This window comes from Aestuariivirga sp., from assembly GCF_020252405.1.
In the GTDB taxonomy this organism is placed as follows: Bacteria; Pseudomonadota; Alphaproteobacteria; order Rhizobiales; family Aestuariivirgaceae; genus Aestuariivirga.
On the sequence record NZ_JADCDA010000030.1, the window covers coordinates 1 to 23,304 of the forward strand.

Annotated in this window: 19 protein-coding genes; 6 read left to right on the forward strand and 13 right to left on the reverse strand. The window is 65.2% G+C overall.

Annotated elements, in window-relative coordinates:
- Nucleotides 1–394: 394 nt before the first annotated feature.
- Entirely contained in the window at nucleotides 395–1,180 is a 786-nt protein-coding gene (gene modA / locus IOC69_RS05575) for a molybdate ABC transporter substrate-binding protein (RefSeq protein WP_290542549.1), read from the reverse strand.
- 102 nt (nucleotides 1,181–1,282) lie between these two features.
- Nucleotides 1,283–1,636 (reverse strand): hypothetical protein, encoded by a 354-nt coding sequence (locus IOC69_RS05580; protein WP_290542550.1) that lies wholly within the window; start codon nucleotides 1,634–1,636, stop codon nucleotides 1,283–1,285.
- A gap of 330 nt (nucleotides 1,637–1,966) precedes the next feature.
- On the opposite strand from IOC69_RS05580, the gene IOC69_RS05585 reads away from it, so the two are divergent.
- Together IOC69_RS05585 and IOC69_RS05590 are read left to right on the forward strand one after the other, a co-directional pair.
- Nucleotides 1,967–3,406, forward strand: coding sequence for a mannose-1-phosphate guanylyltransferase/mannose-6-phosphate isomerase (locus tag IOC69_RS05585; RefSeq protein ID WP_290542551.1), 1,440 nt, complete (start codon nucleotides 1,967–1,969; stop codon nucleotides 3,404–3,406).
- Entirely contained in the window at nucleotides 3,393–4,829 is a 1,437-nt protein-coding gene (locus IOC69_RS05590) for a phosphomannomutase (protein ID WP_290542552.1), read from the forward strand. The genes IOC69_RS05585 and IOC69_RS05590 overlap by 14 nt, the downstream gene beginning before the upstream one ends.
- Nucleotides 4,830–4,941: 112 nt before the next feature.
- Here IOC69_RS05590 and IOC69_RS05595 read toward each other — a convergent pair whose 3' ends face one another.
- From IOC69_RS05595 to IOC69_RS05615, 5 genes are all read right to left on the reverse strand, one after another.
- Nucleotides 4,942–6,756, reverse strand: a complete 1,815-nt coding sequence (locus tag IOC69_RS05595) for a PKD domain-containing protein (protein WP_290542553.1) — start codon at nucleotides 6,754–6,756, stop codon at nucleotides 4,942–4,944.
- Nucleotides 6,757–7,221: 465 nt separating this feature from the next.
- The gene (locus IOC69_RS05600; RefSeq protein ID WP_290542554.1) at nucleotides 7,222–7,578 is read right to left on the reverse strand and encodes a metalloregulator ArsR/SmtB family transcription factor; all 357 of its coding nucleotides are present in this window, start codon (nucleotides 7,576–7,578) and stop codon (nucleotides 7,222–7,224) included.
- 112 nt (nucleotides 7,579–7,690) lie between these two features.
- Nucleotides 7,691–8,257: a BA14K family protein gene (locus IOC69_RS05605; RefSeq protein WP_290542555.1), complete on the reverse strand. Its 567-nt coding sequence runs from the start codon at nucleotides 8,255–8,257 to the stop codon at nucleotides 7,691–7,693.
- A gap of 348 nt (nucleotides 8,258–8,605) precedes the next feature.
- Nucleotides 8,606–11,266: a hypothetical protein gene (locus tag IOC69_RS05610; protein WP_290542556.1), complete on the reverse strand. Its 2,661-nt coding sequence runs from the start codon at nucleotides 11,264–11,266 to the stop codon at nucleotides 8,606–8,608.
- Nucleotides 11,263–12,390 carry a DNA repair exonuclease gene (locus IOC69_RS05615; RefSeq protein ID WP_290542557.1) on the reverse strand — a complete coding sequence of 376 codons (1,128 nt, stop codon included), beginning with the start codon at nucleotides 12,388–12,390 and terminating at the stop codon, nucleotides 11,263–11,265. Before IOC69_RS05615 ends, IOC69_RS05610 begins: the two co-directional genes overlap by 4 nt.
- A 157-nt stretch (nucleotides 12,391–12,547) precedes the next feature.
- Here IOC69_RS05615 and IOC69_RS05620 point away from each other — a divergent pair, with 157 nt between their 5' ends.
- Nucleotides 12,548–12,976 carry a YccF domain-containing protein gene (locus IOC69_RS05620; protein ID WP_290542558.1) on the forward strand — a complete coding sequence of 143 codons (429 nt, stop codon included), beginning with the start codon at nucleotides 12,548–12,550 and terminating at the stop codon, nucleotides 12,974–12,976.
- A gap of 43 nt (nucleotides 12,977–13,019) precedes the next feature.
- On the opposite strand, the gene IOC69_RS05625 is transcribed toward IOC69_RS05620, so the two are convergent.
- Nucleotides 13,020–13,316: a hypothetical protein gene (locus IOC69_RS05625; protein ID WP_290542559.1), complete on the reverse strand. Its 297-nt coding sequence runs from the start codon at nucleotides 13,314–13,316 to the stop codon at nucleotides 13,020–13,022.
- A 615-nt stretch (nucleotides 13,317–13,931) separates the two neighbouring features.
- Here IOC69_RS05625 and IOC69_RS05630 point away from each other — a divergent pair.
- Nucleotides 13,932–15,497: an Eco57I restriction-modification methylase domain-containing protein gene (locus IOC69_RS05630; RefSeq protein WP_290542560.1), complete on the forward strand. Its 1,566-nt coding sequence runs from the start codon at nucleotides 13,932–13,934 to the stop codon at nucleotides 15,495–15,497.
- Nucleotides 15,494–16,564, forward strand: a complete 1,071-nt coding sequence (locus IOC69_RS05635; RefSeq protein ID WP_290542561.1) for a BsuBI/PstI family type II restriction endonuclease — start codon at nucleotides 15,494–15,496, stop codon at nucleotides 16,562–16,564. The genes IOC69_RS05630 and IOC69_RS05635 overlap by 4 nt, the downstream gene beginning before the upstream one ends.
- Before the next feature lie 28 nt (nucleotides 16,565–16,592).
- On the opposite strand, the gene IOC69_RS05640 is transcribed toward IOC69_RS05635, so the two are convergent.
- From IOC69_RS05640 to IOC69_RS05660, 5 genes are all read right to left on the reverse strand, one after another.
- Nucleotides 16,593–17,468 carry an ABC transporter permease gene (locus tag IOC69_RS05640; RefSeq protein WP_290542562.1) on the reverse strand — a complete coding sequence of 292 codons (876 nt, stop codon included), beginning with the start codon at nucleotides 17,466–17,468 and terminating at the stop codon, nucleotides 16,593–16,595.
- Between the two features lie 6 nt (nucleotides 17,469–17,474).
- Nucleotides 17,475–18,422, reverse strand: coding sequence for an ABC transporter permease (locus tag IOC69_RS05645; protein WP_290542563.1), 948 nt, complete (start codon nucleotides 18,420–18,422; stop codon nucleotides 17,475–17,477).
- Entirely contained in the window at nucleotides 18,419–19,522 is a 1,104-nt protein-coding gene (locus tag IOC69_RS05650; RefSeq protein WP_290542564.1) for an ABC transporter ATP-binding protein, read from the reverse strand. Before IOC69_RS05650 ends, IOC69_RS05645 begins: the two co-directional genes overlap by 4 nt.
- A gap of 105 nt (nucleotides 19,523–19,627) precedes the next feature.
- Nucleotides 19,628–20,788, reverse strand: coding sequence for an extracellular solute-binding protein (locus IOC69_RS05655; RefSeq protein ID WP_290542565.1), 1,161 nt, complete (start codon nucleotides 20,786–20,788; stop codon nucleotides 19,628–19,630).
- 400 nt (nucleotides 20,789–21,188) lie between these two features.
- The gene (locus IOC69_RS05660) at nucleotides 21,189–22,196 is read right to left on the reverse strand and encodes a GGDEF domain-containing protein (RefSeq protein ID WP_290542566.1); all 1,008 of its coding nucleotides are present in this window, start codon (nucleotides 22,194–22,196) and stop codon (nucleotides 21,189–21,191) included.
- Between the two features lie 153 nt (nucleotides 22,197–22,349).
- Between IOC69_RS05660 and IOC69_RS05665 the strand changes: the two genes are divergently transcribed.
- Nucleotides 22,350–23,285, forward strand: a complete 936-nt coding sequence (locus tag IOC69_RS05665; RefSeq protein ID WP_290542567.1) for a 3-keto-5-aminohexanoate cleavage protein — start codon at nucleotides 22,350–22,352, stop codon at nucleotides 23,283–23,285.
- The last annotated feature ends 19 nt before the right edge of the window (nucleotides 23,286–23,304 follow it).

Here is a 23,304-nt window from a genome sequence, read left to right on the forward strand (position 1 = left end):
ACCAGGCGGCACAAAGTCATGAACCGAAGCCGGCAAAAGCCACGCCTGATCTACTTCCCACGATCGAAATGTCTTGCTCATAACCCGAGTGAATCAAATTCTATCCCCGCCGTCTAGGCTGTTTTCCAGACAGGCTCCTAGAGCGACTTACGCCGTGACGAAACTTCATCACGGTTCACTACTACAACAAATTATTGCAGGCGCCGGCTCGGTCGCTTGGAACACAATCATGGGGGGTTGTCCTCCCGCTACCAGTTCCCAAAGCCGTCTGGCCGAAGGCCGGGCGGCGTTTTCGGTGGCGGCGCACGCTCCTTGGTTCTGCAAAACATCCGCTGAACGGAATGCCTGCTGCACCTTTGCGTCCAGCGGCCTTTGGCCGGAAAAGGGACCGTCCTTACCTGGCGAGAATGACGAAACCGTGCGCCTTGAAGATGTCCAGCGCCTCGGGCGATTGCAGGAAATTGAGGAAGTCCGCCGCATCCGGGTTTTTCGAGGCCGCCACAAGCGCGGCCGGATAGATGATCTTCGGATGGGTATCTTCCGGGAAGACGCCGAGAACCTTGACCTCCTTCTCTTCGTTGGCGTCCGTCTGGTAGACGATGCCGGCCGTGGCCTCGCCGGTGGCGACGAGCTTCAGCGCGGCGCGCACATTCTCGGCCTGGGCGAGGCTGCCCTCAACCTTGTCCCACACGCCCAGCTTCTCGAGCGCCGCTTTGGCGTATCTGCCGGCGGGCACGGCCTTGACGTCGGCGATGGCGAGCTTGCCGCCGTTGAGCACGCCCTTGAGGTCGAAGCCGGGGGCGATGGTGACCGAGGCCTTGGAGTCGGCCGGCGCCACCAGCACCAGGGCGTTGCCCAGCAGCTTCACCTGGCTGCCGCCAACGATCAGCGTCTTGTCGGCCAGATACGTCATCCAGTCGAGATCGGCGGAAATGAAAATGTCGGCGGGCGCTCCGCTTTCGATCTGCTTTGCCAGGGCAGAGCTCGCTGCGTAGCTGCTGGCGGTCTCCTTGCCTGAAGCGGATTTCCAGGCGGAACTCACCTCGTCCAGAGCATTCTTGAGGCTGGCGGCGGCGAAAACAGTCACCTTTTCGGCGGCCAAGGCTGGAAGGGGCGGAAGTGCGGCAAGAACGGCAGCCGCAGCCACGAACCCGATGGCGAATGCCCGGCGCGCGATCATCTCAATCTCCTTCCAAAATCGTTATATCCAGTCAGATATAACGATGGCCGGGAGGACGTCAAGCGTCAGCGGTTGTCGGCCGGCACCGCCGGAAAACAGAGGTCAGGCCCTCTGGGCCGCCATCAGCTTCTGGGCTTCGCTCGACATTTTCGCATAGGTGCGGTGGGCCAGCGGAGTGAGCTGAACCTGCTTGGCGCGACCGTCCCGCGGATCGGGAAAGTACTTGATCCAGCCTGCCTTCTCCAGCTCCGACAGACGGGCATAGACGGTGGGCGCCGTGCCGAAGCCCGGTCCCTTCACGATGTCCGAGACGTTCAGCGTGCGCTGCCCGGCTTCGGCCTCGCCGATGAAACTGAGAATGCTGCGCGCCGAAATGTCGAGCTCGCCAAGCCCCGATGTTGCCTCGATCGCGCGGACCGCGCGGTTGATGCGGAATATCAGATGGCTCTTGTCCACGGTGATGTTGTCCCTCCCATGCGGGTCCTGCCGCCTGCCGCCCCGACTGTCGGTTGCCGGACTCCCTGAGACTATACCACTAAACATTGCCCGCACAATCTAGATAAGGAAATTTGGGCGGAAACTTATATTCGCTCATGCGGGGTTGTGCGCATGCCCGTTCCGGCGCGGCAATCGGGCGCCGGGGCGCGCGGGGCAGGTGCCAAAGCGGCAAGGCGCATGGCCGCCCGGAGCAGCGCCTTCGCTTGCCTCGGGGGAAGCGCTCCCCTATCACTCGGCGCCGGGAGTCACGGGCGGCGTTCCAGCACAGGTCGGGAGAAGTTCACCCTCATGGTCACAGGGCAGGCTGGCGGCATCATCCACCCGGTCATTCTCTGCGGCGGGTCCGGCACGCGGCTCTGGCCGGTGTCGCGCCAGAGCTTTCCCAAGCAGTTCTCGCGGCTGGTGGGGGAGGAGAGCCTGTTCCAGGCCACGGCGCGGCGGCTGTCAGGCGAGGGCTATGCCAGTCCCGTGGTCGTCACCTCCGCCGACTTCCGCTTCGTGGTGCGCGACCAGCTGGCGGCGATCGGCATCGCGCCCGCCGCCGTTCTGATCGAGCCATCGCCGCGCAACACCGCGCCGGCCGTGCTGGCCGCCACGCTGTGGCTGGAGCGGCAGGCGCCCGGCGCGCTGGCGCTGGTGGCCCCATCCGACCATCTCATGCCGGATCCTGCATCCTTCCGTCTCGCTGTGGCGGCGGGCGCGCGCCGCGCCGGGGACGGCGGCATCGTCACCTTCGGCATCAGGCCGCATGCGCCGGAAACGGGCTATGGCTATCTCGAACTCGCCGCCGCTGCCGATGGCGCGGAGGCCGTGCCGCTCGCGGGCTTCGTGGAGAAGCCGGACCTGGCGGCCGCGAAGGACATGCTGGCCTCCGGCCGGCATTTGTGGAACGCCGGCATCTTCCTGTTCCGCAGCGACACGATGATCGGCGCCTTCGCCAGGCTCGCGCCGGACTTGCTGCCACCGGTGACGCGCGCCGTTGACGAGGCGGGGCCGGACCTCGCCTTCCTTCGCCTCGCGCCCGGGGCGTGGGACACGGTCCCGTCCATCTCCATCGACTACGCGATCATGGAGCGCGCCGGTGACCTGTGGGCGGTGCCTTATGGCGGCGGCTGGACCGATCTCGGCGGCTGGGCCGCCGTCTGGAGCGAAGGCGACGCGTCCGGCGATGGCGTGGTGCAGGAAGGCGCGGTGCTGGCGATCGGCTGCCGTGACAGCCTGCTGCGCTCGGAGGACGAGACGCTGCAACTCGTCGGCATCGGCCTTGATGGCATCGTGGCGGTGGCCATGCCGGACGCCGTGCTGGTGGCGCGCAAGGCCGATGCCCAGCGGGTGAAGGACGCGGTGGAGGCGATGAAGGAGAACAAGGTGGCGCAGGCCACCGCCTTTCGCAGCGACCGCCGCCCCTGGGGATGGTTCGAAACCCTGGCCACCGGCGAGCGCTTCAAGGTGAAGCGCATCGTGGTGCTGCCGGGTGCCGCGCTCTCCCTGCAGTCGCACCGCTTGCGCTCCGAGCACTGGATCGTGGTGGAGGGCACGGCACGGGTCACCGTGGGCGGCAGCGTGAGGCTCGTGAGCGAGAACCAGTCCGTCTACATCCCGCTGGGCGAGAAGCACCGGCTGGAGAATCCCGGCCAGAGCAACATGGTGCTGATCGAGGTGCAGACCGGCAGCTATTTCGGCGAGGATGACATCATCCGCTACGAAGACATCTATGCCCGCAACTAGGCGCCTTGGCGATATTGCCGCGGAGGCGGGGGCTGGCTTCGGCACCAGCGGCGTGCGCGGGCCTGTCGCCAGCCTGACGCCCGGCCTGTGCCGGGCCTATGCCGAAGCCTTTCTCGCCATGCCCGCCAGTCCGCCGCGGGGCCTGCTGATCGGACACGACCTTCGCCCCAGCAGCCCGGGGATCGCGGCGGCCTGCCATGACGCCGCGCGGCGGCTCGGCATCGGCGCGATCAATGCCGGGGTGCTGCCCACGCCGGCGCTTGCATTCGCGGCGGCAAAGCTTGGCGTTCCGGCCATCATGGTGACGGGAAGCCACATTCCCTTTAACCGCAACGGCCTGAAGTTCTACCGCGCCGAAGGCGAGATCTCGAAGCAGGACGAGGGGCTGATCCTGGCCGCGGAGGCGCCCTGGCCGCTCGACGACAGTTCACCCGCGGCCCTGCCGCCCGCCGACCCCGCACCCCTGGCGCTTTATGCCGCGCGCTACCGGAGCGCCTTCGCGCCCGATGCGCTGTCCGGCCTGCGCATCGGCGTCTATGAGCATTCCTCGGCGGCGCGGGACCTGCTGCATGAGCTGTTCCGCGCACTCGGCGCCGAGACGCTGCCGCTGGCCCGCAGCGACGGTTTCGTGGCCATCGACACCGAGGCCGTGCGCGAGGAGGACAGGGCGCTTGCCCTTGCCTGGGCCGCGGCCTGCCCGCTTGACGCGATCATCACCACCGATGGCGATGCCGACCGGCCGCTGATTGCCGACGGGACGGGGCAGTGGCTGCGCGGCGACACGCTGGGCTTGCTCTCTGCCCGCGAGTTGCAGGCCGGAACGGTTGTGACCCCGGTCAACAGCACCACGGCGATCGAATCCTGCGGGCTGTTTGCCGAGGTCAGGCGCACGCGCATCGGCTCGCCCCATGTGATTGCCGGCATGCAGGGGGCGCGCCACCAGCCCGTGGTTGGGTTCGAGGCGAATGGCGGCTTTCTGCTCGGCAGCCCCGCCAGTCTGGCGGGTGGCGTGCTGGACCCGCTGCCCACGCGCGATGCGGTGCTGCCCTTGCTGTTGGCGCTGTCGGCCGCGCGCCGCCTGCAGGCGCCGCTGTCGCAGCTGCTGACGGGACTGCCGGCCCGCTTCAGCTTCAGCGGCAGGCTGCAGGACGTCGACCCCGCCGCCTGCCGGGTGCTGCTGGCCGCCGCCGATGCCTCGGTTGCCGGCATGGAAAGGCTGTTCGGCGGCATGCCTGCCGCCACCGACCGCAGCGATGGCCTGCGGGCAACACTCGCCAGCGGCGACATTCTGCATGTCAGGCTGTCCGGCAACGCACCCGAGTTGCGCTGCTATGCCGAGGCTGCAACCGCCGCAGCGGCCGAGCGGCTGTGCAGCTCATGCCTATCGCGGCTCGCCTCCCTGCTCAGCGGCTCGCCGTCATAGAGCATGGTCCGCAAAAGTGGAACCGCTTTTGCGAAAAGATCATGCTCAAATTTTTGATCTGGCGCATGTTCCGTTCAGGTGGTTCCGCCTGAACGGAACATGCGCGGGCGCCTTACCGGAAGACCGCGGCCACGGCGGCCCGGGCGTGCACCGCCCCCGAGGCGCTGACGGCCAGCGACACGCCGGCTGGCCGGACCTGGGGCGTCCCCGAGGCGCTTCCCGCGGTAATCGATATCTGCATGGTGGCGCCGGAGCGCAAGCCGCTGTTGTCCACCACCGTCAGGCGGGCCGTGTAGAGGCCGGGATCCGAATAGGTCTTGGTAAGGGTCCGCAGCGCGCCGGTATTATCCGCCGTGCCGTCGCCGAAATCCCAGTAGAAGGACCGGACGGCGCCGTCCTTGTCAGTCGATTTGCTGGCATCGAAGCGAATGGCGGCGGGCGCGATGCCGTAGGTGGCGCTGGCGGCGAGCACCGCATTGGGCGGCGCGCCGGCCGCGGCGGCATAGCGGGCGGTAAGGCGGAAATTGCCGACCGACCCATAGTCGGAATAGCCGGTGGCCGCCGGGTCGCCCTGGCCCGTGCCGCGCACAGCGATGAAATATTGGCCTTTCGCCGGAAGCTGGAAGCTCAGTGCGGCGCCAAGAGTGTTCTGTGGACTGGCGGTGGCGAGCACCTCGCCCGCGGCGTTGAGCAGCGAGAGCGCGAGATCGGCGTTGCCGGAGCGGGTGGCCGGGGCAAGCGTTGCGCTGAACGCGCCGGCATTGGCCGTGATCGCGAACATGTCCACGTCGCCGGCGCGCCCGATGACGCCATCCTGCATGTCGCCGCTGAAGGGCGCCGCGGCATAGACGGTGTCGCCATGGTCATCCGCCCGCAGCGGCAGGCCGAAGCTCTGCGCCACCGCGAAGTCGTCTTCCCTGTTGTTGGCGCCGGCGTATTCGCCCCTGCTGAACTGGACGAGCGGCTTGTAATAGCCCACGCCCATGATCGGGGCCCAGGCTGTCAGCGGATCGGCGCCCTGGCCGCTGTAATAGGCCGCGCTGGCCGTGCCATCGTGGCTCAGGCCCATGTTGTGGCCGGCCTCGTGCGAGATGGCTTCCGCCACCGACTTCTCGTCGCCCTTGCCCAGCATGTTGTGGAACACCAGCGCGGGCTTGAACTTTTCCGTCGTGCTGTTGAACACGCCGACATAGGCGATGCCGCCGCAGGTGCAGGCGTAGACTCCGGCGTTGTTGGTGATCAGCACGGTTGTGCCGAACACGGTGTCGGCGCTGTTGCTGCGCGCCAGCCGGTCGGCCGGTGGCGCTTCCGTCGTCACGTCGACGTCGAAGGGCGCATAGTCCTCGGCGACCCGTTGCCAGATGTACTGGATGCGCTGAAGTTCCGCCGCGGAGAAGGCGGTGCTCACCACCCCGTCGATGTCGAATGGCTTGGCGGTGATGGGCTTCCCGGTGGTGTTCCAGGCCGTGCCAGTCAGGGTCGCGCCATCGAAGTCGAGATAGATCGTGCGGTTGGAGCCAGGCTTCGAGTGGAGCCGGAAGGTCTGGGCGGGGGGCGACAGCTGGCCATCGGCGACGCCGCGTTGCGTGCCCGGCGTCACGGCCTGCAGCGGCGCTGCAAGGTCCTCGACAACGAACATGCGGCCCTCGGCGTCGAGGCGGACGCTACGGTCCGTCAGCAGCAGGTCGCGCAGCTGACCGGCGGATTTGCCATACCAGCCTGCCACCTCCGGCAGGCGGGCTCCGAGGCGGTCGACCGCGGTTCTGCCCGAGACCTGCTGTTCGGCGAATTTGAGGACGGGGAAGCCGGGGCGCAGCCGCTCGCCCTGGGTGTTCTGCGCTTCAGCGCCCGCGGCGGCGGCGAACAGCGCGCCCGCCGCCAGCGTTGCCGTCAACAGGCGCCTGGCGCGCCCAATCCTTATGAACATGTTGGCTCCAGCCTTTCCTCACGAACAGCTTCCGCACCCGGAGGGCTGCCGCAATCTGCGTTACATCACGGAGTCCGCATGGATGAAATGCCGCCGGGTTGCCTGCCCCGCCGCATTCCGGGAAAACTTATCCGCGGAGTTCCGCGCTTACATATGACAGGCATTTTCGCGCCGAAAAGCGCAAGCCGGAACCACGGTTATTGCGGCCCGTTCGGATTCGATAAGAGTTGAATGAGCGCGCAAACCGCGTGAACCGGGTTCCAGCGCTGATGCGCTGAAAACTTGTGCGGCGCGGTCAGCGCATGTTCCGGTCAGGTGGAATCACCTGGTCAGACATACGCCATATAATTTGATTGAGCATGATCTTGCCGCAAAAGTGAGTTCCACTTTTGCGGATCGTGATCTATCTCTTTGTTTGGTCGCATTTTCGACGGTCAACCGGTGTCCACTTGACCTGAAAATGCTCTATGCGCGGCTGCGCGGCATGGGGCGGTTCTCGCCACCCAGCATGTCATGCAGGGTGGAGATCAGGCGCGAGGCATCCTCGCTGGCGATCGAATAGAATATGCTGCGGCCCTCGCGCCGCGTGCTCACCAGCCCGGCACGGCGAAGGCGCGCCAGTTGCTGGGACACGGCTGCCTGCGGCATGCCCATCAGTTCCTCGATCTTGGAGACCGGCTTTTCGCCGTCGCACAGCAGGCACAGGATCAGCAGCCGCGCCTCGTGCGACAGCGATTTGAGGATGGCGGTGGCGCGGGGGACCTTGGCCAGCACGAGCTTGCGCTCCTTGCCGGTAACTCTAGCCAAATCGAGGATGCTCATATTCTTTCACACACTGGTTGAACACGTTGGCCGGGGGCGGCATGGTTGCCGCCCAGGCAATTGCAAGGGCAGGGATCGGGCCAAGCGGCGGTTCCGCCCGGTTTCGATTCGGTCAATCGTAGGGGCTGTTGCAACGGTGCTCAAGACCGTCATAGCCCCTGTAGGTGTTGGTCCGGACATTGTAGCTGCGATAGCGGCCCTGGCACCAGGCGACATGGCGCGCCCTTGCGCCGCCGCCGGAGTAGCCGCCATAATAACCGTAATTGCCGCCCATCGGAGCATTCCAGCCACTGTTCCACCACGGCCAAGGATACCAGAAGCCGCCATAAAAGTAATTATAGCCGGGATAACGGTAAACATAACGCGGGCCATACCAGCGGCCGTTGCGGTACCAGTTCCGGTTCCAGCCGCCATTGTTCCAGCGGCCATTGTTCCAGCCGCCATTGTTCCAGCGGCCGTTGTAGGGTGGCCGCCCGTTCCACCCGCGGCCTCCCTGCCAGCCGCCGCCCCAGGCGCCGCCCATATCGCCGAGGCCGTCGCGCATGCCGCCCCCCATGTCGCCATCCACGGGCGGAATCCAGATCGTGCCGCCGCCGCGCGCCTGCGCGGGCAGGCTGGTCAGCACGGTTGCGGTTGCAAGCATGCCGGCTGCCAGAAGGCCAAAGCCAAATTTCCTCATGTCGGTCGATCTCCCAGAGGGCGCCGCATCTCGTCCAACAGGTGGCCGGGAAGCCACAGGCGCGGACGGCGGTAACCCCGCCTGCCGGCTGAACGCGGACCACGAACGGAACAAGATTGCCGAAGGTCCATTTCGGTGGAGAACGTGGCGGAATCGTGTTGAGCGAAGAATAATCGCTCCGCCTCCACCGCCCACGGTGGCGCCATGGGCTGGCGGAGACGCCGGGACTTCCGTCCAGCGCATATTCCGATCGCGAGGAAGCACCTGATCGGATCATCTGCCAGATAAAAAACCTTGAGCATGTTCTTATCGCAAAAGCGGTTCCACTTTTGCGGATCATGCTCCATGTCAGAGGATCCGCAGCTGCCTGCCGCCGAGCGAGGTGAAGGAGCGGGCGCGGCAGGTGAGCACGATGACCTGCTGGTTTTTCCCCGCGCGGTTGATGGCGTCGAACATCTGCTCGATGCGCGCATCGTCGGAGAACACCAGCGCATCGTCGAGGATGACCGGCACCTCCGCGCCGCGCTCGCAGATCATGGCGCCCATGGCCAGGCGGACGAGCACCGCCACCTGTTCCTGCGTGCCGAGCGACAGGCGGCCGAAGAGTTCCGCCGCGGGGCCGGAGCGGCTCAGCGCCGCGATCTCATAATTCTCGCCCAGCTCGATATCCGCCTTCGGAAATACGTCGTGCAGGAAGGGCTTGAGGTGGCGGCGCAGCGGCGCGCTGAGCTGCTCGCGGCGCTCGGCATAGCAATCGTCAACCGTCCTGCGCAGCAGCTTCAGCACCTCGACGCGCTCGGCGATGCGGGCCTGCCCGGCGAGCGCCATCTCCTGCTGCAGCTTCAGGCTCGCGGCGCGCTCGCCCAGGCCGTCGCCGCCCGCCACCTGCACCTCGCCCTCGAGCCTGGCGATGGCCCCGCGCAGCTCTTCGGCCCTTTTCTGCTGGCCCTCGATGGCCGAGGCGAGGCGCGCGGCGCGGGCGCGCAGGCGCTCGATCTCGCCCTCCTCCGGCGCCTGCGCCTGCCTGCCGGCCAGCAGCGCGACCTTGATGCGGTGTGCATCGCGGCGTGCCGCGAGGTCCGCCTCGCTGGCCGCGATCCGCGCGGCGCGCGTCTCGTCAGGCAGCAGGGCGATTTCGGAGGCGAGCTGCGCGTGGAGCGCCTCCGTCTGGCCCTGCAGCCTGGCGCGCGACTTGATGAGCCGCGTCTCCGCCTCCTTCCGGGCGTCCGCCTGCGCCTCAAGGCCGCTGCGCAAAGCGTGAAGCTCGCCGCGCCGTGCGGCAGCCTGATGCTTGCGGCTCTCGATCTCGGCGGCGGCCGGCATCGGCTGGCCATCGGACGTGGAGCGCGCCGCCTCGGCATCGATGTCGCCGATCGCTGCCTGCAGCCGCTCGATTTCGGCGCTGGCACTGTCCTTCACCGCAAGAGCGGCACGCTCGGCCCTGAGTTCGCGTGCCTGTTCCTCCAGCGCCGCGCGCTCCGCACGCAGGCGGCGGAGATCGGCGGCATCCGCGGCGCCGCAGGACGAGAGCAGCGCTTTCAGCCTGTCGCGGTGCAGAGCCAGAGCCTTTTCCGCCGCATCGCGCGTGGTCTGCGGGGGCGTGACGCTGATGGCCACGTCGCTCCCCACGGTGATGGCAACGGTCTCCGTGATCGAGCGCGCCGTGGCGCCGGTGACGGGCGCGCCATCAATGCGCACATCCGCGCCGGGCCTTGCTTCGATGCTGATGCGCGGTGCGCCGGCTTCAAGGCGGGCACGCAGCTTCGATTCGTCCTGCTCAAGAGCCTCCAGCGACTTCAGCGCCGCCTCATCGACGCGGGCGGATTTCAGCGCCGCGTCATTGGCTGCGGTGCGGCTGCGCAGCGCCTCCAGCTGTTCCAGCCGCGACGCGAGCGCGGCGCGCTGGGCGAGCTTCGCCGCGAGGTTGGCGAGGCGGGCGAGATCGCGCTCCTCTCTGTCGAGCGCGTCCGCCCCGGCCTCCAGCGCCGCCTTGCGCGCGCCGAGGTCCTTCAGCGCCGCCGTGACGACCGCCATGTCCTGGTCGATCGGCGCGAGGCCGGCCAGCAAGTCCTTGAGGCTCGCGCGCTGGCCGTCGATGGCCTCGGCGCGCCGCTTCAGTTCCTGACACTTCTCCTCCTGCGAGCGCACGAGATCATTCGCCTGGCGCTCGTCCGCGGCGAGGCGCTTCAACTCCTCGCCCGCCTTCTCCGCGGCGTCGAGCTTCTGGCGCGTCTCCTCGAGGTCCGCCTTCATGTCCTGCGCTGTGGCCGCATCGCTTGCCGCACGATAATCGGCCCTCAGCTTGGCGAGATCATCGAGCCTGGCATTGAGGGCCGCGAGCCGCTCCTCGACGTCGAGGCGCTCGGCGGTGAGCCCCGCATTGGCCTCGATGGCGGCGTGCAGGGGGCCGCCGGTCTTCGGCTTTCCGCTGTCCGTGAGGAAGCGGCCAAGCTCCTCCTTCACCGTTCCCAGGAGCTGCCGCGCGCGTTCGCCGCCGACCAGTGTTCCAACCTCCTGCTGGATCACCTCGTTCAAGGCGCTCCTGGCGCCTTCGGACGGCTCCGGCGTGAGGAAGGACTTGCCTTGCGCCACCCACAGCAGGCCATAGGCTGCTTCATCAAGGCCGCGCGCCGATTTGGGCGCGATGCCGAGGACGTCCCATACCTTTTCGTCGGCTGCTGCATTGCGCGCGATCTCCACCCCATCGCGCCAGAGGCTCGCCGACTTGCTCTTGAGGAAAGACTTGGCGATCTCGTAGCGCCTGCCGTCATGCTCGAAGCCGACCTTGATTACGACGGGTAGCAGCAGGCCGTCAGTGGCGAGTGCCGCGATGTCCCTGGCGGTCGACGAGTGGCGCTCGAACAGGCAGGTGCGGATGGCGCGGAACAGGGTGGACTTCCCCGCCTCGTTGCGCGCCGCGAGAATGTTGACGCCGGGCGCGAAACCTTCGATCCGCGCCGGGGTGCCGAAGCGGCCGCAGCCTTCAACGGAGACGTGGAGAAGCTTCATGCCGCTTCTCCGCGGCTGTCGCGGGTGAGGAGATAGAGCTGCACCAGCGCCTCCCCGGCGCGGCGGCGCTCCACCGGACCGAGTGCGGCGTTCTCCGCTTGCTGCTTCAGTTTCTCCGCCGCCTCGCGCAGCACGCCGTCGAAGTCGATCTTCTCCAGATCGGCCAGCGTGGGGCGGGCGTGAAGCTGTTCAAGATCGGCTTCCAGCCAGAACATCGCGGCCTCGAGCCCGCTCAGCCGGCGTTCGAGATCGGAGCGGGCTGTCAGGTCCAGCGTGCCCTTGAGGCCGAGGCGCATGAGAAGGCCCGGGAGATCAGGCAGCGCGCGAAGCCTGGCCTCCAGGCCATCGAGATCGGCGGCACTGGCGAGTTCTTCCGTCTGGGCGAGCCAGCGAAAGGCGCCGGTGCGCCTGCGCGTGACGACGGGCGGCGCGCCCGGGCCTGCGATGTCGACGAGCAGCACCTCGCCAACCTCCTGGCTGTTGAAGCGGTCGGCCTCGGGGGTGCCCGCATACCAGGTGGCGGGGCCGATCTGCAGCGTGCGGTGCCAGTCTCCCAGGCCCAGGTAATCGAGGCGGGCGCGGCGGGCACGGTCAGGGGCGATGGGGTTTCCGGTGTCGCCTTCGCCACCAAAGCCGGTGACCGAGCCGTGGGCGAGGCCGATGCGCATCTTGCCGGCGGCACTCTCCGCCCGGTCCATCCATTCGGTGAGGTCGTTCACCTCGCTCTTGCGGCGCAAGGGGGCGGGGAGCAGCACGGCATCATCGCCGAGTGACGCGACCTCCGGCGTGAGGTGAAGCCGGACGTTCTCCGGCAGGCCGAGCGCCCGGGCGCGGTCCCACAGCCCGTTGCCCCGGTGATAGTCGTGGTTGCCGGGAATCACGTGCCACGAGACGGCGGGAAAACCGCGCATTCGCTCCACGGGCTCCAGCAGGGTCTTCGGGGCCGGCGCATCGTTGTCATAGAGGTCGCCCGCCACCAGCACATGCCCGGCGCCCTCGGCAAGGGCGAGGCGGCCGATCGTTTCGATGGCGGAAAGCCGCGCCTGGCGCAGCACGCTTTCCTTCTCGCCGAAGTTCCGGAAGGGCTTGCCGATCTGCCAGTCCGCAGTGTGGATGAATCGCATGGACGCAGCATGGAAGCCCCGGCAACGGGGGTCAACCGCCACCATCGGGCGCACGCTCCGGCCAGGCTGTTCCGCCTGATCGGAACAGGCGCGAGATTCCGCTGGCGAAACGCCGCGCAACTCCCCATATGCCGGGTCGGGAACCGAGGAGGCCAACATGTCGCTTCTGTTGAACATCATCTGGATATTTCTGGGCGGCGCCTGGATGGCCTTCGGCTGGCTGGTCGCGGCGGTCGTCATGGCCATCACCATCATCGGTATTCCGTGGGCGCGCGCGGCCTTCAACATCGCGCTCTATGCGCTGATGCCCTTCGGCTACACCGCCCTGCCGCGTGACCGGGTGACCGGACAGGACGACATCGGCACCGGGCCGCTCGGTACCCTCGGCAACATCGTCTGGCTGCTGCTGGCCGGCTGGTGGCTGGCGCTGATGCACCTGTTCTGGGCCTTCCTTTATGCCATCACCATTATCGGCATTCCCTTCGCCTGGGCGCACCTGAAGCTCGTCGGCATCGCGCTGTGGCCGGTGGGCAAGACGATCGTGCCGAACGGCCAGGCGGGCATGCCCGCGCACCCGCGCGTCTGATCACAGGGCACACGCTTCCCGCGGAACGGATGCACCGCGCGCATCATGCCACGCCGTTCCGCCAGTCGCCCTGCGAAACCCATTTGAGGAAAAAAGTCCTTGACAGCGCGCGCTCGATGTGCTGGAAAGGCGCATACTCCAGAAATCGGCATCGACGTTGAACACCCGGGGGCTTCCAGCCTGACGGGCCGGAGGTTTTGGTGGGGATGGGCGCGCTTTTTCGAATATTGTGGGCCGCGGTGTTGTGCGCAGCCGCGCATAGCTGGATGCCAGCTTTCGCCGGGATGACGGCGGAGTGGGTGATGGCGCCGCCGTGGTGACGGAGTGTGGGTTTTTCCATGCGTTCCGAGTATCGCGCTGACGCTGGCGATGAACCGAAACCTGGCGATGAAGGTGGCGCAGGCGAAGGTTAGGGGTTGAGGGGGCTGACGCGATCGCGTTCCTGATTGCCGTCACCCCGGCGAAAGCCGGGGCCCCGCTTTGGTTCAGCAAGCGCGGTGAGAAAGCTGGGTCCCGGCTTTCGCCGGGATGACGGCTTGAAGGGGGGTGGCGGATGACGGCTTGAAGGGGGGTGGCGGATGACGGCTTGAAGGGTGTTGGCGGATGATGGTTTGAGGTCACGGCAGATGGCTTAAGGGGGTAGCTGATGCCATCTCCGCTTCAACCCAGCCGCCCCCGCCCCGCCCGGGTCGCTCATTTCTGCCAGCTTGGCGCCCGAGCGGGTTTCTCCGGTCGGAGCTTTAACGGGCGTTTCCGCGGCGAGGAGACGGGGTGCCCCCTACTGCGTGGGCGGGAAGGTGGCCTGGGGCTGGTCGAGAAAGAATTCAAAAGCGGTTCAACCCCCGGAGCGCGTCTCCGTCTTCCGGAGGTGAATCGGGATTTTGCGATTACACTGGGCTGCATTTGTTGCTATTCTGGATCGAAATCGACTGGCTGTCCTGATAGGGGTTGTTCGGTGACTCAACTGCAAGCAGGCGACGGGGGTTTGGCTGCAAACCGGCGTCCGGATGATGGCCTGCATACACTCCTGCGTTATGCCGATAATGCAGGGCGGTCATTCGTTGCCGGGATCACACGAGATGATCAGAAAGCATCTGGTCAATTCATGACTCCGCCGAAGATTGCCAAGTTCATGGCGCAGCGACTGGCGTCTTCAGCGGACCATCAGCATGTCCGTATTCTGGAGCCGAGTGCGGGTGGCGGCATCCTGATAGCTGCTTTGGTTGAGGCGCTGTTGGAAAGACAGCGTCCGCCTGCCGTTATCGAGGCGCTGCTGTATGAACTGGACATCCGGCTGCTTCCGACCCTGGAAGCCGTTTGCCGGCGAATCCGCGGCTTTTGCGCCGCTGCCGGGATAAGATTTGAGTACGATATCCGTGGCGAGGATTTTCTCCTGTCCGAATTGGCGCTGCGCGGCGCGCCGGTTGAGGGCTTGATTACTATCGCCAATCCACCTTTCTTCAAACTCAAGAAATCGAGCGATGAACGGGCGCGCCGCCACAACTATGCGGTTTATGGCCAACCGAATGCCTATGGACTTTTTATGGCGGCGACGGCCCGTCTAACGCCTGCCGATGGACGTTGGTGCTTCATCGTTCCCCGCAGCTGGATGAATGGCCAGTACTTTAAGGCTGTCCGTCAGACCATGATGAGGCACCTCACCTTCGAGAGCCTGCACGCTTTCGAAAGCCGGACAGACAGCTTCGAGGAAGATGCCGTCTTGCAGGAAACAATCGTTGCATGGGCAAATGGGAGGTCCACTGAGGAGCGCGCGAGCATTCGATTCTCCAGCAGTCACGGCATGTCCGACTTGGACCAGGCTTTGGTGCAAGTTATCCCGGCAGGCAGAGTTCTTTCTGATGATGAGCATGCGAGGGTCTCACTTCCAGCTGACAGCGTGGACACTCTCGGCGGATGGACTGCGACCTTGGCGACATATGGACTTAAAGTTAGCACTGGTCCTGTTGTAGCATTCCGCTGCCGCGAGTTTATCAGTTCAACTGCCGGCTTCGATACCGTTCCGCTTCTCTGGATGCAGCATGTTGGCCAGCATGAGATTAATTGGCCCATCTTAAGGAAATCAGATCACGTTCGCGCCACTGCCGCAAATGCTTGGACGCTTGTTGCAAATGCCCCGATGGTGATCATGCGGCGATTTTCACCGAAAGAAGAGCAGCGCCGGGCTGTTTGTGCGCCCTATCTGGGTACGCTGCCTGGCGCCGTTATCGGATTGGAGAATCACTTGAACTACATCCATCGCCCAAATGGACAGATGTCGGCTTCCGAAGTTCGCGGTCTGGCTGCATTGTTGGCAAGCAGCATCGTTGACCGGCGCCTCAGGTCAATAGCCGGAAGCACGCAGATTAACGCGAGTGAACTGCGCTCCCTGCCGCTACCCCCGATGGGCGTCATTGAAGCTATTGGCGATAGAATCTCCGCGCATCCCACGCTCCGTGAGATTGATGAGGCCGTTCAGTCCGAATTGGAGCGGTCCGCAGCTTCCGCCAGGGCCGCTGCGTGACGCTGCCCAAACTGCCGAGCGTGGCCGATATCCATGACCGTCTTGAACGTCTTTTCCCGCGTGGACTGGAGATGCGGAAAAACCTTGTCCGTGAGATGACGGCGAAGACTGTCTTTGTGTTCCTATATGGCGGCATGGTGGAGGGTGCTGACCGGCGCCTTCGTCCAAGCCATGTGTATTTCTTCACAGAAGAACAAGCCGGGAAGACGGGCGATGGTGACCGGTCACTGTGGCTCTCCAGATCGCAGAAGCCAGGCTTCCGCCCCGATGGCAGGCGGTGGTACGCCGATACGACTCGGGAGCCCATCCGGGATGAAACTATTCGCCATGGATTGCAACATATCGGAGCGGTCGGGAAGTTATCGGGGCAAGCAGTAACGTCCAGCCTTCCCATCTACTTTCTAAGGGCCGATTTCGCGGCAGTATTTGACCCGGACCTACAAGGTGACGCACTGGAGTCGGCTATCGCAAATTGGCGGGGTACGCATCTTACGGCCGCAGCCCTCGCGCGTGTGAATTTGCTCGTCGCGGGCAAGCTGAAGGCGCACGGCCAGGTCTTGGTGAATTGTCCAGATGGAACTGTGGCGAAGCTGTCGCCCGGTCCGTCGTCCATCATTTCAAAAGCTGTGATCGAACATTTTGCCCCGAATTTTCTTTCCACACCGGCATTGCTCTGGCTCTCGGAAAGCGGTGCGAAAGTCCGGTATCAAGATGAGAAGACAACCAAGGCGTTGGGCTTGAATATCGATCAAAACAAGATTCTGCCCGACATAATCCTCGCTGACGTGGGCGAAACAGGAGAAGAAACGCAGCTGGTCTTTATGGAGGTCGTGGCCAGCGACGGTCCCATGAATCAGGCGAGACGCGATGCATTGAGGCACTACATCAAGGAATCGGGATTTCCCGAAAATCAGTGTCTGTTCGGAACCGCCTTTGAAGACCGTTCAGATAGCCCGTTCAAGAGATGCCTTCCTGATCTCGCATGGGGAACGTTCGCGTGGTTTAGGTCCGAGCCCACCTGCCTGATGTGGCTCTATGATGAGCCTTTGTTGATCTCAAGCCTATAGCAGCGTATGTAAGTATTCTATAACCTCCCTACTGCGTGGGCGGGAAGGTGACCTGGGGCTGGTTGCGGCCTATGGCTTCGGCTTTGGTGATCTGTTCCTTCGTGTCGGCGCGCGCGACCAGGGCCTTTTCCTTGCGGCGGCGGGCCCATTCGAAATAGAGCATGATGACCAGCGTCACCACGATGAGGATAAGCGCCAGCGCGTTGATGGTCGGCGTTATGCCGCTCCTGACCTTGGAGAAGACATAGACCGTCAGCGTGTCATAGGTGCCGCGGGTGAACAGCGTGGTGTTGAAGTTCTCGATCGACTGGAAGAAGGCGATGGCCGCACCGGCACCCAATGCCGGATAGAGATGCGGCAGCAGGATGCGGCGGACCACCTGGTTGTAGTTGGCGCCGAGGTCGAGGGCTGCTTCCTCAAGCCCGCGGTCGAAGCTCTGCAGGCGGGCGAGCACGAGCAGCATGACGAAGGCGGAGATGTAGGACGCCTGGCCCAGCGCCGAAAGGTGCAGGCCGGCGGGCACGCCGAACTCGTTCCAGAACAGCAGCGTCGAGATGCCGATGACCGCGCCCGGCGTGAGGATGGGCGCCACCATGAGGCCGTAAAGCACGGTGCGCGTTGTGCCCGCGATGCTGTTGATGAGGATTGCCGCAGCGGCCCCGATGGGCACCGAGATGATGACCACCGCGATGGCGACCAGAATGGTGTTCACGAAGGCCTGCCACATGCGGGCGTCCTGGAACAGCTCGACGAACCATTGCGAGGTGAAGCCGACCCACGGATAGACCGAGGGAAAGCGCGAGTCGTTCAAGGCGGCGCCGCCCATCACCACGAGGGGCAGCAGCATGTAGAGCAGGAAGATGAAGATGTAGAGGTGGAACAGCCAGTTGGACCTGGAGCGCATGGGCTGTTACCTCGCAATGTCCGAAAGCTTGACGCGAAACACGCGCATCGCGAGGATCACGAAGACGGTGCAGGTGACGAGCAGCATGAAGGCGTAGGCCGAGCCGGTGTTCCAGTCCTGGGACTCGAACATAGCCTGCTGGATGATCTCGGTGAACCAGCGCGACTGGGTGGAGGCAAGCAGCGTGGGCACGAGGATCGAGCCCGCGGCCAGCATGAAGACCATGACGCAGCCCGACGCGATGCCCGGCTTCGAATGCGGGATGATGACGCGCCAATGGGTGCGCCAGCCCGGCGCGCCGAGGTCCTTCGCGGCCTCGATCTGGTTGGTGTCCAGCGACTGGATGGCGCTGTAGATCGGCAGCAGCATGAAGAGCAGGTAGACGTAGACGAGGCCGAAGGTGACGGAGTTGAAACCGGTCATCCAGCGGATCGGCGAGTCGATGACGCCGATGTTCACCAGCGCCATGTTGAGCGGACCCTTGAAGGCCAGGATGATGAACCAGGCGAAGGCGCGCAGGATTTCGGACACCCACATCGGCACCAGCAGGCCGACGAAGAGCAGGGGCACGTTCTTCGGGTTCGCCACCTTGGCGAGGTAATAGGCGACCGGATAGCACAGGACCAGGGTGATCACCGTGGTGACGGTGCTGTAGAGCAGCGTGTGGACGAAGACCTGGACGCGGATCGGCGCCTCAATGGGCAGGATGACCGGTTTCGAGGCGAAGGGCAGCCAGAACTTCCACTCCATGGGCTGCTCGAAGGCGGAGCGGTAGTTGGCGAGCGTGTAGACGTCCCTGGGGCCGCCGATGTCGGCGAGCGGCAGATAGAGGCGGAAGCTTTCCTCCAGCAAGTAGAGCTGCGGCAGGATCACCAGCACCAGCAGCCAGAAAGCCGTGAGGGCCACGAAGGTCCAGGTGAGCGTGTGGCCGTAGCGGCGCAGGAGCTCGCTCATTCGTCGATGCCCGGATCTTTCATGCCCTGGTCGGCGAGGACGCGGGCAGTGGCGGCGTCAAAGCACAGATATTGCGCGCTGCCGATGGCGGGCAGCGTGACCGAGCCGTCGTTGCGGGTCTCGACGGTGAGGTGGCGGCCGGTCCTGTCGGCGGCGTGGACGTGGATGAAGTTGCCCTCGAAGCTGATGTCGGTCACCGTCACGGGGATGCTGTTGGCCCCCCCGGCAGGGGCCGCCTGCAGCCTGGAATATTCGGGGCGGACATAAAGGCGGGCGATGGTCGAGGCATCGACCGCAGGTCCAAGCGCCGCGGTGAAGGCGCCGACATCGGTCTCGAAGCTGCACCTGCCGCTGTCGATCGACGTCACCTTGCCCTTGAAAATGTTGTTCTCGCCCACGAAGGAGGCGACGAAGCCGTTGACCGGCGCGTTGTAGATCTCCTGCGGGGTGGAGATCTGCTGGATCTTGCCCTGGCTCATGACGGCCACGCGGTCCGACATGGCGAGCGCCTCGCCCTGGTCATGGGTGATGTAGATGAAGGTGACCTTGGTGCGCTTCTGGATGGCGCGCAGCTCGGCGCGCATGTGCTGGCGGAGCTTGAGGTCGAGCGCCGAGAGCGGCTCGTCAAGCAGCATGACGGACGGCTCCACGGCGAGCGCGCGGGCAATGGCCACGCGCTGCTTCTGGCCGCCCGAAAGCTGCGAGATCGCCTTGTCGGCAGAGTCATGCAGGTCGACCAGCTTCAGCAGTTCCTCGGCCTTGGCGCGGCGGACGTCCTTCGAGGCCCCGCGCACCTCGAGGCCGAAGGAGATGTTCTCCCACACCGGCATGAGCGGGAAGAGGGCGAGGTTCTGGAAGATGAGCGCGGTGGGGCGCTTGTTGGGGCGGATGCCGTTCATGTCCTGGCCGCCGATCCTGATCTGGCCCTCGGAAGGGTCGATGAAGCCGGACACCATGCGCAGGATCGTTGTCTTGCCGCAGCCCGAGGGGCCGAGGAAGGAGAAGAATTCGCCGGGCTTGATCGAGACGTTGGCCTTGTCGACGGCGCGGAACTTGCCGAAGTCGCAGGACACATTTTGCAAATCGACGCCAGCACTCATCGGCGCGTTACTCCCCCGGAGCGGAATTTCTTAAGAATTGGTTCATCATAAAGCGAACCGCCGGGTCATTACAACCCGGCGGCCCACAGATCCAAGCGACCTGGCTTATGCGGCCTTCCACTTGTCGGCGTATTCGCCGCGCAGCTTGATGAACCAGCCCGGCTGGGCCGGCCACCACCACAGCTTCGAGAGCGCATCGCCCGGATAGGCGGCGTTGTAGAAGGCCTTCACGGCCTCGTCGGCGAGCTCCGGCCCGCCCTTGCCCACGGCGTTCGCCTTGAAGGCCGAAGCCCAGGCGGCCGAGCCCTTGGCGGTCGACACCCACTTGGCGAATTCGGTGGACTGCTCGGTGTTCTTCGCGTTGGACATGAGCACGAAGCCCTGGTTCCAGGCGAAGGCGCCTTCCTTGGGCGCCACGAAGCCGAAGCCGTCCGGCGCCAGGTTGAAGCCGGTCGAATCCCAGTTGAGGCCAAGGGTCGCGCCATTGGTGCGGAAAGCGGCCTGCGCCTCGTTCTCGCCCGACCAGAACTGCACGACGTTGGCCTTGTGCTTGATGGCTTCCGCGAGAGCGATGTCCCACAGCTCCTTCATCGTGGCTTCGTCCTTGTAGCTGTCGAGCCAGGGCTTCGGCAGCTTGCCTTCCGAGTCGAGCCAGCGGCCCATGGCGGCGAGCGAGGAGTGGGCGCGGATGCAGATCTTGCCATCGAGATTCGGACCCCAGAGGTCGCCCAGCGAGGCCTTGCCGTATTCGGTCGGGAAGTCCTTCTTGGAAAAGACGATGGCTTCGGTGCCCCAGACGGACGGAACGATCATGCGCTTGCCGTCAACGGTGGCCATTTCGCCGGCCTTGCCGTCAGCGAGGCCCGGCAGATAATTGTCCATTGCGAGCTTGTTGGTGTCCCAGCCCTGCACGAGGCCATCGGCGGCCCAGCCGCCAACCCGGTCGCCCGTGGGCTCCACAACGTCATAAGCGGCGGTCTGCAGCGACAGCTTGGCCTGGGCGTACATGTCGTCCTGGCTGGCCTGCTCGGTGAAGTTCACCTTGATGCCGGTGTCGGCGGTGAAGGCCGGGAACACCTTGGCGGCGAGATCGGGATATCCGGCCCAGCCCATGAAGTTCACTTCGCCCGAGGATGCGAGCGAGGACTTGACATAGAGCGGACCAGCGAGGCCCACCGCGCCCAGCGCGGCGGCGGACTTGAGCAGGGTGCGGCGCGACAGAGACGCGGCGCGCATGGTTTCCTGCGCGGATGTCAGCTTCTTCATTAAGTATCGTCCTCCGTGTTCGCACCAGCGCCAGTGCCGGTGCTTGATTGTGTGACCGGTCCGGTTTTCATTCCGGCTTCCAATGTCTTTCCAAGTCTATATGACGATCATGCAACAGCGTGCAACGGGATTGTGGGAACAGCCGATTGAGTTCATTTTGGCGGTGGTTTTAGTTTGGGCCGCACACCCCAGGGGGCAGCCGCCTTTGCCCTAAGGGCATCTTCTTCTCCCTCAGGCAATTCCGCCGGAACGAAACCTGCTCCAGATGCGCTGCCGGCGGAATGGCGCGCCGGGCGGGGCATCCGGGAGTGAGCCGCTGCCGCCAGTTTCGGGAATGGATGTGCAGACGCGATCCCGCTGCGGTGGCCACCGCCTGAAGGCCCGCGCGGCGGCTTAAAGGCTAGGCCGCCACGCGGTTGCGGCCGCCCTGTTTGGCCTCGTAGAGCTTGGCGTCGGCCCTGGCGACCAGCGCCGAGGTGCCTTCGGAGCCTTCGAGCTGGGCAACGCCGAAGCTGGCCGTCACCCGGAGCATGGTGTTGGGGGCGCCGGGCTTCTGCCAGAACTGCGCCTCGAACTGGGCCTTGATCTGCGAGGCGATCTTGAAGGCGTTGTCGACGGGTGTTGCCGGCAGCACGATGGCGAACTCCTCGCCGCCATAGCGCGCCACCGTGTCGCGGCCCTTGACGTTGCTCGACAGGATCCTGGCGAACCATCTGAGAACGTCGTCGCCCGCCGGGTGGCCATAACGGTCGTTGATCGACTTGAAATGGTCGATGTCGGCGATGATGAGGGAGAGGGGCTGGCCGCCATTCCTGGCGGCTGCGACATGGGAGGCCAGAACCACGTCGAAGCCTCTCCGGTTCTTGAGGCCGGTCAAGGGATCGCTCAACCCCTGCGCCTCCGCATTGGCGAGGTTGGTCTTGAGCTTCTCGATCTGCTTCTGCGAGGTTTCGAGGCTCGCCTGCAGGTTGGAGGTGCGGGCCTTCATATTGTCGTTCTCGATCATCAGATAGGAGATGATGATGCGCACCTGCTCGATCTTGAGGCTTTCGTGCAGCTCCTCCTTGGCGCGCTCCAACACGGTGGAGAAGTTCTCGTTCGCCTCGGCATGCTGGCGCAACAGCGACAGAAGCTTGGTGACCTCGGTCTGCACCGGGTCGGAGGCGGCGGCGGAGGCGTCCGGAGCGGCAGGTTCCGCCAGAGCCGGCACGGCTTCAGGCCTGGGTTTCGGAGCCCGCAGCGTGTCCCACACGGTGCTGAGCAGCGTTGCGGCGGTGAGCACAACAACCGCGCCCAGCTCCCAGGCCTTGGAATTGGCAATGCCGCCCGGACTGCGGATCAGGTAGAGCGCGAGGAGCCCGGCGGCGGCGGATACGGCGGCAAGCAGGATGCGCAGGATCGAGGTCATGGTGCGTGTCCCCCGCGTTGTTGGTTTCAGCGGAAAGCTAAACTCCGCCGCTTGCGGCAAACTTGCATGGCCCGCCTGCCCAAACTTGTGCGTGACGGAACGGACAATGCCCGGTAGCCTTGGGGCAAATTCCAGCACCCCAGGGAGGCCCTTTTGCGCAAGAAGAACAAGACCATCATCACCTGCGCCATCACCGGCTCGATCCACACGCCGTCGATGTCGCCGCACCTCCCCGTGACGCCGGACGAGATCGCCACCCAGGCGGTGGAGGCGGCGGAGGCGGGGGCCGCCATCCTGCATCTTCATGCGCGCGACCCCGAAAACGGCAGGCCCTCGGGCGAGCCCGAGACCTACAACCGGTTCCTGCCGCGCATCAAGCAGGGCTGCGGCGCCATCGTGAACATCACCACGGGCGGCGGCCAGGGCATGAGCATCGACGAGCGCATCAGGGCGGCTGAGGCCTTCTCGCCCGAGATGACCTCGCTCAACATGGGCTCGATGAACTTCGGCCTCTACCCGATGCTCAACCGCTATTCCGCCTTCGCGCATGAGTGGGAGCGCGCGCATCTCGAGAATTCCAGGGACTTCATCTTCCGCAACACCTTCGGCGACATCGAGAAGATCCTCGAACGCCTGGGCAAGGGCCATGGCGTGAAGTTCGAGTTCGAGTGCTATGACGTGGGCCACCTCTATACGCTTGCCCACTTCCTCGACCGCAAGCTGGTCACGCCGCCGCTGTTCGTGCAGACGATCTTCGGCATTTTGGGCGGCATCGGGCCGGACCCGCAGAATGTGATGGTGATGCGCGAGACGGCGGAGCGGCTGTTCGGCGAGCAGTATCACTGGTCGGTGCTGGCGGCGGGCCGCTTCCAATTGCCCTTCACCACCATGGCGGCGACGATGGGGGCGAACGTCCGCGTCGGGCTCGAGGACAATCTCTATCTCGGCAAGGGCCAGCTCGCGCCGTCCAACGCGGCGCTGGTCGCCAAGATCCGGCATATTCTGGAAGAGCTGTCGATCGACATCGCGAGCGCCGATGAGGCACGCGCCATGCTGGAGACCAAGGGGGCGGCGGGCGTCAGGTTCTGAGGGCCTATGGCGCGGAAGG